This window comes from Phenylobacterium sp. RIFCSPHIGHO2_01_FULL_69_31 (genome assembly GCF_001824475.1).
Taxonomy (GTDB): Bacteria; Pseudomonadota; Alphaproteobacteria; order Caulobacterales; family Caulobacteraceae; genus Phenylobacterium.
Genome location: NZ_MHXN01000009.1, coordinates 62,512 through 76,165 on the forward strand (window position 1 = coordinate 62,512; position 13,654 = coordinate 76,165).

Here is a 13,654-nt window from a genome sequence, read left to right on the forward strand (position 1 = left end):
GTGTGGGTCCTGCGTAAGGCCACACCATTCCGCATACGAGGCGAACGCCGCGTTAAAGCATAGGGTTAGCGGGCGTTAGGACGCAGGCGCCATAGCCTGCGCCCCTTCAGGCCCGGGCGGGCGCCGGTTCGGCCGGCGGCTCCTCGATCTGGTTCTCCCACTTGGCGACCACCGCGGCGGCCACCGAATTGCCGACCACGTTGGTGGCCGAACGGCCCATGTCCAGCAGGTGGTCGACGGCCAGGATCAGCAGCAGGCCGGCCTCGGGCAGATCGAAGAAGGTGAGGGTGGCGGCGATGACCACCAGCGACGCGCGCGGCACGCCGGCCATGCCCTTGGACGTCACCATCAGCAGGGCCAGCATGGTGATCTGCTGCCCGATGCTCAGGTCGATCCCATAGACCTGCGCGATGAACAGCGTCGCGAAGGTGCAGTACATCATCGAGCCGTCGAGGTTGAACGAGTAGCCCAGCGGCAGCACGAAGCTGGCCACCTTGCGCGAGACGCCCCACTTCTGGAGTTCCTCCAGGGTGCGCGGATAGGCGGCCTCGGAAGAGGCGGTGGAGAAGGCCAGGAGGACGGGGCTGCGCAGGGCGGAAATCAGCTTCAGCGATCGCCGGCCGATGATCAGCACGGCGACGGCGATCAGGAGACCCCAGAGGATGCCGAGCGACAGATAGAAGCCGCCCACGAACTTGGCGTAGGTGGCCAGCACCTCCAGCCCTTGGGTCGCCACGCTGGCGGCCAGGGCGGCGAAGATCGCGAGGGGGGCGGTCTTCATCACATAGCCCGTCACCTTCAGCATGATGGAGGCGCCCTGTTCCACCAGGTTCAGGACGGCGGGAGCCTTGTCGTCGATGGCGGCGACGGCGGTCCCGACCAGCACCGAGAACACCACGATCTGCAGGATCTCGTTCCTGGCCATGGCGTCGACGATGGACGTCGGGATCAGATGGGTGACGAACTCCCGCAGGGTGAACTTCGCGGTCTCGATCCCGGAGCTGGCGTCGATGGGCGGGGCGACCATGGACAGGCCCGAGCCGGGCTGAATGATGTGCACCATCACGAGGCCGATGGTCAGGGAGACGATGGAAGCCAGGATGAACCAGCCGATGGTCTTGACCCCGACGCGGCCCACCTCCGAGGCGTCGCCCATGTGGGCGATCCCGGCCACCAGGGTGGTGAACACCAGGGGCGCGATGATCATCTTGATCAGCCGCAGGAACAGGTCGGTGATGATCGAGAGGTGGGAGGCGACCTCTTTCGCGCCCTCCGCCGACATCGACTGGTTGATGAGGTAACCGACGACGACGCCGAGCACCATGGCGCCCACGACGAAGGCGGTGAAGAGACGATTCATGCTGACCCCGAGGATATTCGGGGGCCTTTGTCGCCGGGATGGAGCCGTCCGTCCAGCACGGGAGATTCGCAAGCGTCACGGTCCGGCGCTATAAGTCGCGCGATGAAGAAACAAGAAGCAGCCGGCATCGTCGATCGGCTTGAGACTGAGTACCGCCAAAGCGTCGAGTCTCTCCGCACCGCCCTGAAATCCTTCCTGTCCGGCGGACCGCCGCCCGATCCCGCCGTGCGGCGGGGCGGCGCCTTTGTCTATCCGGAGCTCCGGCTGGCCTGGCCGCCGGGCCTGCCCTATCCGCGCACGAGCCGGGCTTTCGCCCGCCTGCCGGCGGCGGGCCACTACGCGATCACCGTCACCCGCCCGGACCTCTACCGCGACTACCTCGTCGAGCAGCTGACCCTGCTGCAGGAGGATTTCGACATCACGCTGGAGGTCGCCCGCTCGACCCAGGAGATTCCGTTCCCCTACGTGCTGGACCCGGCCGACATGGCCATGGCCGACATCAGCTCGGTGGAGATCGCCCGGCACTTCCCCACGACCGAACTGGCGTTCATCGGCGACGAGGTGGCTGACGGGTCCTGGATCGGCGTCGGCGACGAGCCACGGCCGCTGGCCCTGTTCGATGGCCTGCGCACCGACTTCTCGCTGGCGCGGCTGGCCCACTACACGGGCGCGCCGGCCGAGCACACCCAGCAGTACATTCTCTTCACCAACTACCACCGCTACGTCGACGAGTTCGTGGCCTGGGGGTGCAAGCAGCTGCAGGCGGGCGGACCCTACACCGCGCTGTCCGCGGCGGGCCACGTGATGGTGACGCCCAACACGCCGAACCCCGAGGCCGCGGTCGCGGCGGGCACGTGGCGCAAGCACCAGATGCCGGCCTACCACCTGATGGCGCCCGGCCGGGGCGGCATCACCCTGGTGAACATCGGCGTCGGCCCGTCCAACGCCAAGACGGTCTGCGACCACCTGGCGGTGCTGCGGCCCCAGGCCTGGCTGATGATCGGCCACTGCGGGGGCCTGCGCGGCAGCCAGAAGATCGGCGACTACGTCCTGGCCCATGCCTACCTGCGCGACGATCACGTGCTGGATAAGGTCCTACCGCCCGAGATCCCGATCCCGCCGCTGGCGGAAGTGCAGCTGGCGTTGAACGGGGCGGCGGAGCAGGTGACCGGCGAGACCGGCGACATCCTGAAGCGGCGCCTGCGCACCGGCACCGTGGTCTCCACCGACGACCGCAACTGGGAGCTCAAGTACTCGTCCAGCGCCCTGCGGTTCAACCAGAGCCGGGCCGTGGCGATCGACATGGAAAGCGCCACCATCGCGGCCCAGGGCTATCGGTTCCGGGTGCCGTACGGGACGCTGCTCTGCGTGTCGGACAAACCGCTGCACGGCGAGATCAAGCTGCCCGGCCAGGCCAACGCCTTCTACGACCGCGCCATCGGCCAGCACCTGCAGATCGGACTGGCGGCGATCGACCTCCTGAAGCAGGAGGGCGCGCGCCTCCACTCGCGCAAGCTGCGCAGCTTCGATGAGCCACCCTTCCGGTAGCCGGCGACTCGCGGGACCGTCTCGCCTCATGGATCGGCATATCAATTTCGAGGCCATCGAGAACTTCCGCGACTTCGGCGGCTATGCGACCGCCTGCGGGCGAGGCCTGACGCGCGGCCGGCTGTTCCGCTCGGGGCACCACGGCCTGGCCACCGACGCCGACCTGGCGCGGCTGCGCGCCCTGGGGGTCGGGGCCATCGCCGACCTTCGCCAGCCGTCGGAGCGGGCGCGCGAACCCGCTCGCCGCTGGGATGGCTTTGCCGGCGAGGTAATCGAGAGCGATGCGCCGTCGGTAATGCCGGACTGGGTGGAGGCCCTGCACACCGCCTCCCTGACCGCCGAGTGGTGGTACGAGAGCACCATGTCGCACTACCGGCTGCATGCGTTCGAACCGCGGCACATCGAGGTGTTCCGCCGGATGTTCCGGCACATCGCGGACGGCGAGGGCGCCGTGGTCGTGCACTGCGCGGCGGGCAAGGATCGAACCGGCGCGGCCTGCGCCCTCGTGCACCACATCGCCGGCGTGCCCTACGAGGAGACGCTGGCGGACTATCTGCTGACCAACGACGAGAGCCGTATCCAGCGGAAGATGGTCCATGGGGCGGACTTCGTGGAGCGGGTGACCGGACGGCGGCCCACCGACGAGGCGATGCGGGTGGCGGCCTCTGTCTACCCTGCGTACCTGGACGCCTTCTTTGGATCGATCTGCGCACAACACGGCTCGGCGGACGCCTATGCCGAGGCGGTGCTGGGCGTCGACGCCGATCTTCGCGCGCGAATCCACGACCGGATTCTGGGGCCGGGCTGAGCCGCCGCCGGCCGTCACGCTGCGTCACCCCGCCTCGAAATCTTCGCGGAAGGCGATTAGAAGACCGGGGATGACGCGCCACATTCCCTTCGAGGCCATCGAGAACTTCCGCGACTTCGGCGGGTATGCCGCCGGTCAGAAGCGGTTGAAGCAGGGGCTGCTATACCGGTCGGCCAGCCAGGCGCGCGCCACCGACGCGGACCTGGACCGCCTCTCGGCCCTCGGGCTGTCTGTGATCGTCGACCTGCGCCGTTCGAACGAGCGCGAGCGGGAGCCGTCGCGGCGGTGGAACGGGTTCGCGGCGCGGGTGATCGAGAACGACATCGGCCAGGACACCGCCGACGAGTGGACGACCTTCATCCAGAGTTCGGACCTGACCGCGGCCTCGTTCCACAACTACATGATGGACTACTACCGCCACCTGCCGTTCCAACGGCGGCATGTGGACCTCTACACCCGCTACTTCCATGCCCTGGCCGAGAGCGAGGGGCCGATCCTGGTGCACTGCGCGGCAGGCAAGGACCGCACGGGGATCATCTGCGCCCTGACCCATCACCTGGCTGGCGTGCATGACGACGACATCCAGGCCGACTACCTGCTGACCAACGACCCCGCGCGCATGGAAAAGCGCCTGCCGATGGTCAGGGAGGCCGTGCGCGAGGCGACCGGTCGCGAAGCCTCGGACGAGGCGCTGATGGTCGCCATGCGTGTCGAGGCCGAATACCTGGCCGAGGCCTTCCGGGTGATGTGTGAGGCGCACGGCTCGCTCGACGGCTACCTGGACCAGGCGCTGGGCCTCAATTCGGATCTCCGCGGCCAACTCCACGACCGCCTGCTCGCCTAGGATCTCAATGCAAAGCTTCCAACCGCCGCGCCGGATCCTGATGGGACCCGGCCCCTCCGACGTCAGCCCGCGCGTGCTGGCCGCCCTGGCCCGCCCGACCATCGGGCACCTGGACCCCGATTTCCAGGCGCTGATGGAGGAGATCAAGGCGGCGCTGCAGCGCCTGTTCAACGCGCCCGACCACGCCTGCGTCCCGCTGCCCGCGCCCGGCACCGCCGGCATGGAGGCGGCGATGATGAACCTGCTGGAGCCGGGCGACCGGGCGGTGGTGGCGGTAAACGGCGCCTTCGGCGGACGGATGGCGGACATGGCGGGCCGCGCCGGCGCCACGGTGGTCACGGTCGATCACGAATGGGGCCGGCCGGTAGACCCGGCGCGCGTCGAGGCGGCGCTGGCCGAGGCGCCGACCAAGGTGCTGGCCTTCGTCCACGCCGAGACATCCACGGGCGCGCGCAGCGACGCGGCGAGCCTGTGCGGCCTCGCGCGCAAGCACGGGGCCCTGTCCGTGGTGGACTGCGTGACCTCGCTGGGCGGGATCGTCGTGGACGCCGCGGCCTGGGATGCCGACGTCATCTATTCCGGGACGCAGAAGTGCCTCTCCGCGCCGCCCGGCCTGTCGCCGATCGCCATCAGCAAGCAGGCCCAGGCGGCGATCAGGGGGCGCAAGGAGAAGGTCCGCAACTGGCTTCTCGATTTCAACCTGCTCATGGCCTACTGGGGCGGCCCGGATGGGAGCGGGGGCGGCGGCCGGACCTATCACCACACCGCGCCGATCAACGCCCTCTACGGCCTGCACGAAAGCCTGGTGGCGATCTTCGAGGAAGGCGTCCAGGCGGCCGTGGTGCGGCACGCGCGGATGCACGAGGCCCTCGTGGCTGGCCTGGAGGCGGCGGGCCTCGAGATGCTGGTAGAGCCGAAGGACCGCCTGCCGCAGCTTAACACTGTGCGGGTCCCTGACGGGGTCGATGAGGCGGCTGTGCGGACCCACGTGCTGAACGCCTGGGACCTGGAGATCGGCGCCGGGCTCGGGCCGCTGAAGGGCAAGGTCTGGCGCATCGGGCTGATGGGCGCATCGGCCACCCCCTGGCACGTGCGGCTGTGCCTGACCGCGCTGTGCGAGGCGCTGGCGGCGCAGGGCGTGAAGACCGATGCGGCGGCAGCGGTCGCGGCGGCCGACGCGCGCCTCAGGTAATCATCGACAACCTATCTTCGCGGGATAGGGTGACGCCGAGCGCCGTCCCCGAGAACGGCTGTGCGGGGGCGTTGCCGTGAAAGACCAGGCCGACCATGGACTGCCCGCCGATGGGCGACTGAACCGCGGCGGCGTGGCTTGGTCGATCTTCGAGGGCGGCCGCGACCCCTTCGTCATCCTGATCACGATCTACATCTTCATGCCCTACGTGGCCGGGTCGATGATCGGCGACCCGGTGCTGGGGCAGGAGACCATCTCCCGCTGGCAGCAGTGGGCTGGCTGGGCGGTGATGGCCACGGCCCCGTTCATCGGCGCCTCGATCGACAAGGTGGGCCAGCGCAAGGGTTGGCTGGCGCTGATCGTCGGGCTCATGGTCCCGTTGTGCGCCGCCCTCTGGTGGGCCAAGCCGGACGGCTCCGGCCTGTCGGTCGGCATGACCATGCTGTTCGCCATGACCGTGCAGGTCCTGTTCGTTTACAACGAGGTGCTCCACAATTCCCTGCTGGTGCGGGCGGCGGGGCTGTCGGGGGCGCACCGCGCCTCCGGGCTGGCGCTGTCGCTGGGCAACCTGTTCTCGGTGCTGGCGCTGATATTCACCGCCTGGGCCTTCGCCCTGCCCGGCAAGGTCGACTGGAGCTGGGTTCCCGCCGTGCCTCTGTTCGGCCTGGACCCCGCGACCCACGAGCCGGAGCGGGTGGTGGCCTGGCTGGCGGCAGGGCTGCTGTTCTTCGGTTCGATCCCCCTGTTCCTCTGGACGCCGGACGCGCCGCGGACCGGGACGCCCGTCCTGCGCGCCTTCGCCCAGGGCGCGGCCGAGCTGTGGCGGATGCTGAAGACGATCAGCCATTTCAAGGACGCGGCGATCTACATCGGCTCGCGGATGTTCTTCGTCGACGGGATGAACGGGGTGCTGGTCTACGCCGGCGTCTATGCCGTCGGCGTGATGAAGTGGGGCGCGCTGGAGATGCTGGCCTACGGCATCCTGCTCAGCATCTTCGCCGTGCTGGGCGGCTATGTGGCGCGCTGGCTGGACGCCGGTGTGGGTCCGAAGAACGCCCTGCGGATCGAGATCTTCATGACCATGCTGGGCCTGACCGGCTTTCTCGGCATGCGGCCCGACCTCATCCTCTATTTCTGGCCCTATGACGCGACGACCGCGGCGCCGATCTGGGCCGGGCCGGTCTTCACGCACCTGCCGGACGTGGTCTTCGTGCTCGTGGGCTTCGTGAATGCCATTTTCATCACGGCCCAGTACGCCTCCAGCCGCACGCTGCTGACCCGGATCACGCCGCCGGACCAGACCGGGGCGTTCTTCGGCGTCTATGCGCTGTCGGGCGTGGCCACCGCCTGGCTCGCCCCGACGCTGGTCAACATCGGGACCCGCGCGACGGGCACGCAGCAGGGGGGCTTTGCGACCCTTCTGTTACTTCTGGCCGTGGGCCTGGCGGGCCTGTTCCTGGTCCGCGGGGGCGGCCGCGGCGCGGCTTACGGTGCCTGAAGCGCGATTGATTCTACAGGATAATCTCGAGCTGCGCCGCATCATGGTTTCCGGGCGTAAAGGCTTAACCGGCGCTAATAGTGTAAGAATATTAGGCATTTGGATTCATGCCGCCTTAAGCGCGGGGCGGGACATTGGACGTGTTCTTAGGGGCGAGCAGGCAACCCGCTTGAGGCCCCCGCACAGTCTGCTCGCTAGATCCAAGGAGAGAGCCCAATGTCGAAGTTCGTGACCCGTTTCCTGAAGGACGAATCCGGCGCCACCGCCATCGAGTATGGCCTGATCGCCGCCCTGATCTCGGTCGCCATCGTGGGCGTGCTGCCCCTGGTCGGCGACTCGCTGGAGGCGACCTTCCAGAGCATCCAAACCGCCCTGGCCGGCGCGGCCACCTAAGGCACGCCACCGCGGAATGAAGGCCCCCGGCGGAGACGCCGGGGGCTTTTTTCGTTTCAAGCTTCGCTGCAACGCTCCGTTCATTTGCTGGAAGGCATAAGGTGGGCGGAAAGAGGTCTTCGTCTCGATGCTCGCGCTGCTCGCCGCCGCCCTTGTGATCGTTTTCGCCGCCCTGGTCCTGGCCGCAGCGGCCTGGGACGCCGTCTCCTTCACCATTCCCAACTGGATCTCGCTGGCGCTGGTCGCGGTCTTTCCGGTGGCCGCCCTGGCGGCCGGGCTTTCCTTGCCGGCGATGGGTCTGCACCTGGCGGTGGGCGTCGCCGCCCTCCTCATCGGCATGGCGATGTTCGCCCTGCGCTGGATGGGCGGGGGGGACGCCAAGCTGGTCTCGGCCGTCGCCCTTTGGCTGGGCCTGGGCGGCCTGCCGACCTTCCTGCTGGGCGTAGCGGTGGCCGGGGGCGGACTGGCCGTTCTCCTGCTGACGCTGCGCTCGGCTCCCATTCGCCCGATCGTCGTCCTGGGCCCGCCCTGGGTGAGCAAACTAGCCGAGCCGGGCCATGGCATTCCCTATGGCGTCGCCATCGCCGCCGGCGCGCTCTGGGCGCTGCCGGCCTCGCCGTTCGGCGCGGTGCTGGGACTTTAGAGCATGGCGGACGCGATCCTCGACGCCTGGGAAGGCTCCGCGACGCCGATCCACGTGCTGACGGAGGCGCAGGCCGCCGCCGCGCTCGAGGCCGACGCCTTCGCCGCCGCCCTGGCCCGCACGGCCGAGTTCAAGGGCAAGGCGGGTCAGCTCCTGCTGGTCCCTGACACGGAGGGCGGGCTCGCCCGCGTGCTGTTCGGGGCCGGCGAGAGCTGGACGGCGCTGCGGGCCCTGCCGGCAAAGTTGCCGGTCGGCGTCTATCGGATCGTCGAGACGCCGGACGCGATCACGGCCGACCAGGCCGCGCTGGCCTTCGCCCTGGGGAGCTATCGGTTCGACCGCTACAAGACCGCCGGCGGCGAGCGCCCGCGCCTGCTGGCCCAGGGCTGCGACGTGGCCGAGGTGCGCCAGGTGGCGCACGCCTGCGCCCTGGCCCGCGATATGATCAACACGCCGGCCAACGACATGGGCCCGCGGCAGATCGAGACGATCGCCCGCGAGATCGCCGAACAGTACGCCGCCCGGATCACCGTGATCGAGGGCGAGGGGCTGTTGGAGGCCAACTATCCCGCCATCCACGCGGTGGGGCGCGCCGCCGATCCCACCCGCAGCCCGCGGTTCATTGAGTTGAGCTGGGGCGAGGCGGGTAAGCCGCTGGTCTGCGTCGTCGGCAAGGGCGTGGTGTTCGACACCGGGGGCCTGGATATCAAGCCATCGGCCGGCATGCGGCAGATGAAGAAGGACATGGGCGGCGCCGCCCACGCGCTGGCCCTCGGCCGAATGGTGATGGCGGCGGGCCTTCCCGTCCGGCTGTCGGTGCTGCTGCCGGTGGTCGAGAACGCCATCTCGGGCGACGCCATGCGGCCCGGCGACGTGCTGGCCTCGCGCAAGGGGCTGTCCATCGAGGTAGGCAACACCGACGCCGAGGGCCGGCTGATCCTGGCCGACGCCCTGACCCGCGCCTGCGAGCTGGAGCCGGCGCTGACCATCGACCTGGCCACCCTGACCGGCGCGGCCCGGATCGCCCTGGGACCGCAACTGCCGCCGTTCTTCACCGACGACGACACGCTCGCGGCGCAGATCGACTCGGCGGCCGCGGCGGAATCGGATCCTGTGTGGCGGATGCCGCTCTGGAGACCTTATGCCGACGCGCTGGACAGCGACGTGGCCGAGATCAAGAACGACCCCGACGGGTGGGCTCAGGCCGGCTCGGTGACGGCCGCCCTGTTCCTGCAGAAGTTTGCGCCCGCAGGTCCGTGGGTCCACCTCGATATCTTCGCGTGGAACCCGCGCGGCCGTCCCGGATTCCCCGCAGGCGGCGAAGCCCAGGCCATCCGCGGCCTCTACCGCATGATCCGCGAGCGTTTCGCATGAAGCACGATCCCCGCATCACGCCCTGGCGCGACGGCATCGCCGCCCGCAGCCTGGAAGGCGTGCTGGAAGCCGAGGTCTACCTCGATCCCAAGGCCATGAGCTGTGTGGCCGCCGCGGCCGCCATCCGTTCGGCGCCGGACGGTGGGTCCGAACAGATGGACCAGCTGCTGTTCGGCGAGCGGTTCGAGGTGCTGGAAGAAGATGGCGGATGGCTGTTCGGCCAGGCCGCGCGCGACGGCTATGTGGGCTTCGTTGAAGCGGCGACGCTGCAGCCGGCCGGCGCCATGCCGACGCATCGCGTCTCGGCGCTCCGGACCTACGCCTTCGCCGAAGCTAGCATCAAGTCGCGGGCCGTCGGTCCCTATTCGATCAACAGCCTCGTCGCCGTAGAAGCCATCGAGGGCAAGCTGGCCAAGGTGACCGGCGCCGGCTGGATGACCGCCGCGCACCTGTCGCCCATCGGCGAGTTCGAGGACGACTGGGCCGCGGTGGCCGAGCGGTTCGTGGGCGCGCCCTATCTTTGGGGCGGCCGGGAGAGCCTCGGGCTCGACTGCTCCGGCCTGATCCAGCAGGCGCTGTTCGCCTGCGCCCGGGCTTGCCCGCGCGACACCGACCAGCAGCAGGCGATGGGCGCGCCCATCGAGGCGGCGGACTTCGGCCGCGGCGACTTGGTGTTCTGGAAGGGCCACGTGGCCATGGGCCTTGGCGAAGGCCGGATCATCCATGCCAACGGCTTCTACATGGCGACGGTGATCGAGCCCCTGGCCGAGGCCATCGCCCGCATCGACGCGGCCGGCTCCGGCCAGCCGACGGCTTACCGCAGGGTCTGACGGCCCCAACGAAAATGGCCGGGACTGAGCCCGGCCATTCCGAAATCAGATTGTCGCGCCGGCCTACTTCTTGGCCGGAGCCGCCGCGGGCGCAGGCGCCGGCGCGCCGGGCTGGGCCGGAGCCTGGCCGGCGGGGCCGCCGCTGGTGGAAGCGGGCGGAGCCGCCTCCGTCGTGGTGGGCTGGCCCTCGGCCGCCGGAGCCGCAGCGCCTTCCGCGGCCGGAGCCGCCGCCGCGGCAGCGCCCGGAGCGCGCGACGGATCGGGAGCCGGGACCGGCAGGGTGCCGCCCTGGGCCTTCAGATAGGCGATGATGTTGACGCGCTCGTCCGACTTCTTGAGGCCGACGAAGGTCATCTTGGTGCCGGGGATGTACTTCTGCGGCGCCTTCAGGAACTCGTACAGGTGGTCATAGTCCCAGACCGGGGCCTTGCCGGCGAACTCGGTCATGCTGGGCGAGTAGGCGAAGCCCGGATGGGCGCCCGGCTTGCGTCCGACCACGGCATGCAGCCCGGGGCCGGTGCCGTTGGCGTTGGAGGCGTCGACCACGTGGCACGACTTGCACTTGGCGAAGGCGGCCTCGCCCGCCGCAACGTCGGCGGTCGGAAGAACCGTGCCCCAGTCGGGCAGGGTGTCGGCGGCCGCGCCGCCCTCACCGCCCTCTTCGGCGACTTCGACCAGATAGCCCGGCTTCGCGGGATGCTCGGGCGTGAACACGCCCGCCGAAAGCTCACGAAGGCCGACGATCGCCAGGCCCGTCGCCAGGACAGCACCGGCGATCTTGTTGAACGTAAGGTCGCTCATAATCCCCTAGTCACGCCTCTATTCGGCCGTAGAGCAGAGCCCCCGGACGCGCGGGAATCCCGCCCCTTATTGCGTGCGGCTCTCTTACACGCTACCGGCGCTCGCGCAACCGCCCAAGACGTCCCAGCCCCCACGGCATGAACCCGATCGTCCTCATTCCCGCGCGCATGGCCGCGACCCGCCTGCCGGGGAAGCCCCTGGCGGACATCGGCGGGACGCCGATGATCGTGCGCGTGCTGCGCCAGGCCCAGGCGGCCGGTGCGGGTCCCGTGGCGGTGGCGGCGGGCGATCCCGAGATCGTCGACGCCGTCCGGGCTGCCGGAGGACAGGCTGTGCTGACCGATCCAGACCTGCCGTCCGGCTCGGACCGGATCCTGGCCGCCCTGGCCGCACTGGACCCCGATGGTCGCCATGACGTGGTTATCAACCTGCAGGGCGACATGCCGTTTGTCGCGCCGTCGGTGCTCGCCGCCTGCGCCGGGCTGCTGGCCGCGGAGCCGGCGTGCGATATCGCCACCGTCGTTGCCCCGGAAGCCTCGCCCGCCGACCGGGCCAACCCCGACGTCGTCAAGGCGGTGATGTCGCTCGGTCCGGGGGCCCGCGCCGGCCGCGCGCTCTATTTCACCCGCTCCACGCTCTATGGCGACCAGCCGGTGTGGCGGCATATCGGAATCTACGGCTACCGCCGCGCGGCGCTGGAGGCCTTCAACGCCGCCCCACCGTCGCCGCTGGAGCAGCGCGAGAAGCTGGAACAGCTGCGCGCCATGGAACTGGGACTATCGATCTGGGCCGCCGTGGCCGAGGACGCGCCGATCTCGGTGGACAATCCGTCCGACCTGGAACGCGCCCGCGAGTATGCAAGGACACTCCATGACTAAGGGACGCATCGCCTTCCAGGGCGAGCTCGGCGCCAACAGCCATGAGGCCTGCACGGCGGCGTTTCCCGACATGGAGCCGGTTCCGCACGCTACCTTCGAGGAAGCCTTCGAGGCCGTCCGCTCGGGCGACTGCCAGCTCGGCATGATCCCGGTGGAGAATTCCATCGCCGGGCGGGTGGCCGACGTGCACCACCTCTTGCCGTCGTCGGGCCTGAAGATCATCGGCGAGCGTTTCAAGCCGATCCATTTCCAGCTCATGGCCAACCCGGGCGTGAAGCTGGAGGACGTGAAGACCGCCCTCTCCATGCCCATCGCCCTGGGCCAGTGCCGCAAGACCCTGCGCCGCATGGGCCTGAAGACCGAGGCTACGGGCGACACCGCCGGCGCCGCCAAGCTGCTGTCCGAGCATCCCGACCCCACCAAGGCCGCCCTGTCGCCCGCGCTCGCCGCCGAGATCTATGGCCTGGAGATTCTGGCGCGGGACATGGAGGACGAGCACAACAACACCACCCGGTTCCTGGTGATGACCGCGGACAAGGCGCCCGCGCCGCCGCCGTTCACCACCCCTTGCGTGACCAGTTTCATCTTCCGGGTGAAGAACCTGCCGGCGGCGCTCTACAAGGCCCTGGGCGGCTTCGCGACGAACGGCGTCAACATGACCAAGCTCGAGAGCTACATGGAGAACGGCGCCTTCACGGCCACCTTCTTCTACGCCGAGGTGGACGGCCGGCCGGAGGACATCGGCCTGGCCCGGGCCTTCGACGAGCTGGCCTTCTTCTCCGAGCGCTTCGAGGTGCTCGGGGTCTATCCCGCGGACCCCTTCCGCAGCCGCTAGAAGCTGCGGAAGGTCCGGCGTCCGGGTCGCGTCAGCTCACGGCGGCGGCGCGCCGGCGCAGCATAGCCCCCGCGCCGAGGAAGCCCATGAGCATGATCGCCCAGGTGGCGGGCTCCGGCGCCGCCGAGACCGCCTTCTGCGTGCCTGTGGCCAGGATGTTATCGAACGTCACGCCCGACCCGGTGATGCTGTGGTCGCTCGCGAAACGCAGGCGCAGGTTGACCACCTCGCCGGCAAAGGCCGTGAGGTCGTAGGTGGCCCGGCCGGAGGCGACGCCCGTCACGCCCGACGCCACGAGCGCCTCGACGAAGCGGTTATGGACGTTCGGCTGGGCGATGAGCGGCGCGCTCGGGTCGAAGGGCGAGCCTTCGGTGGCCCCCAGCAGGTTCCACCCGTCGAAGCCCAGCTCGGCGGCGCCGGCGAAGTCGAAGCTGAACAGGGCGTCGATCATGCCGGTCAGGTCGAGTTTCACGTCGTAATAGGAATACTCGAGGTTCGTGTAGTAGCCGGCGATGTGGCCCATGCGGCCGCCGCCCACCGAGAAGTTTCCGGCCAGCCGCTCGTTGGCGCCGAGTCCGCCGCTGAAATTCTGGCTGAGCAGGACGGCCGTGGCCGCGTGCGCCGGGGCGGTGGTGAGCAAACGCAGCGGC

General features: G+C 69.5%; 14 protein-coding genes. 11 read left to right on the forward strand and 3 right to left on the reverse strand.

From position 1 onward, the window contains the following. Positions 1-106 precede the first annotated feature (106 nt). Positions 107-1,360, reverse strand: a complete 1,254-nt coding sequence (locus tag A2790_RS06255; protein ID WP_293388858.1) for a dicarboxylate/amino acid:cation symporter — start codon at positions 1,358-1,360, stop codon at positions 107-109. A 102-nt stretch (positions 1,361-1,462) separates the two neighbouring features. Here A2790_RS06255 and A2790_RS06260 point away from each other — a divergent pair, with 102 nt between their 5' ends. The 9 genes from A2790_RS06260 to A2790_RS06300 all read left to right on the forward strand — a co-directional run bounded on the left by A2790_RS06260 (position 1,463) and on the right by A2790_RS06300 (position 10,490). Then, positions 1,463-2,908, forward strand: a complete 1,446-nt coding sequence (locus tag A2790_RS06260; RefSeq protein WP_293388860.1) for an AMP nucleosidase — start codon at positions 1,463-1,465, stop codon at positions 2,906-2,908. Between the two features lie 28 nt (positions 2,909-2,936). After that, positions 2,937-3,716, forward strand: a complete 780-nt coding sequence (locus A2790_RS06265; protein WP_293388864.1) for a tyrosine-protein phosphatase — start codon at positions 2,937-2,939, stop codon at positions 3,714-3,716. A gap of 70 nt (positions 3,717-3,786) precedes the next feature. After that, complete coding sequence (locus A2790_RS06270) at positions 3,787-4,560, forward strand: tyrosine-protein phosphatase (RefSeq protein ID WP_293388867.1); 774 nt, start codon at positions 3,787-3,789, stop codon at positions 4,558-4,560. Between the two features lie 7 nt (positions 4,561-4,567). Next, positions 4,568-5,752 carry an alanine--glyoxylate aminotransferase family protein gene (locus A2790_RS06275; RefSeq protein ID WP_293388870.1) on the forward strand — a complete coding sequence of 395 codons (1,185 nt, stop codon included), beginning with the start codon at positions 4,568-4,570 and terminating at the stop codon, positions 5,750-5,752. 76 nt (positions 5,753-5,828) lie between these two features. Next, entirely contained in the window at positions 5,829-7,250 is a 1,422-nt protein-coding gene (locus A2790_RS06280; RefSeq protein WP_293388873.1) for an MFS transporter, read from the forward strand. A 216-nt stretch (positions 7,251-7,466) separates the two neighbouring features. After that, positions 7,467-7,643: a Flp family type IVb pilin gene (locus tag A2790_RS06285; RefSeq protein ID WP_293388876.1), complete on the forward strand. Its 177-nt coding sequence runs from the start codon at positions 7,467-7,469 to the stop codon at positions 7,641-7,643. Positions 7,644-7,770: 127 nt separating this feature from the next. Further along, positions 7,771-8,286, forward strand: coding sequence for a prepilin peptidase (locus A2790_RS06290; protein ID WP_293388879.1), 516 nt, complete (start codon positions 7,771-7,773; stop codon positions 8,284-8,286). 3 nt (positions 8,287-8,289) lie between these two features. Then, positions 8,290-9,660: a leucyl aminopeptidase family protein gene (locus tag A2790_RS06295; RefSeq protein ID WP_293388882.1), complete on the forward strand. Its 1,371-nt coding sequence runs from the start codon at positions 8,290-8,292 to the stop codon at positions 9,658-9,660. Continuing rightward, positions 9,657-10,490 (forward strand): NlpC/P60 family protein, encoded by an 834-nt coding sequence (locus A2790_RS06300; protein ID WP_293388884.1) that lies wholly within the window; start codon positions 9,657-9,659, stop codon positions 10,488-10,490. The genes A2790_RS06295 and A2790_RS06300 overlap by 4 nt, the downstream gene beginning before the upstream one ends. Positions 10,491-10,553: 63 nt before the next feature. On the opposite strand, the gene A2790_RS06305 is transcribed toward A2790_RS06300, so the two are convergent. Beyond that, positions 10,554-11,291: a cytochrome c family protein gene (locus A2790_RS06305; RefSeq protein ID WP_293388886.1), complete on the reverse strand. Its 738-nt coding sequence runs from the start codon at positions 11,289-11,291 to the stop codon at positions 10,554-10,556. A gap of 137 nt (positions 11,292-11,428) precedes the next feature. Between A2790_RS06305 and A2790_RS06310 the strand changes: the two genes are divergently transcribed. Continuing rightward, the gene (locus tag A2790_RS06310; protein WP_293388889.1) at positions 11,429-12,169 is read left to right on the forward strand and encodes a 3-deoxy-manno-octulosonate cytidylyltransferase; all 741 of its coding nucleotides are present in this window, start codon (positions 11,429-11,431) and stop codon (positions 12,167-12,169) included. After that, entirely contained in the window at positions 12,147-13,004 is an 858-nt protein-coding gene (locus tag A2790_RS06315) for a prephenate dehydratase (protein ID WP_293388892.1), read from the forward strand. The genes A2790_RS06310 and A2790_RS06315 overlap by 23 nt, the downstream gene beginning before the upstream one ends. A gap of 31 nt (positions 13,005-13,035) precedes the next feature. Here A2790_RS06315 and A2790_RS06320 read toward each other — a convergent pair whose 3' ends face one another. Next, positions 13,036-13,644, reverse strand: coding sequence for a PEP-CTERM sorting domain-containing protein (locus A2790_RS06320; protein ID WP_293388894.1), 609 nt, complete (start codon positions 13,642-13,644; stop codon positions 13,036-13,038). Between the last annotated feature and the right edge of the window lie 10 nt (positions 13,645-13,654).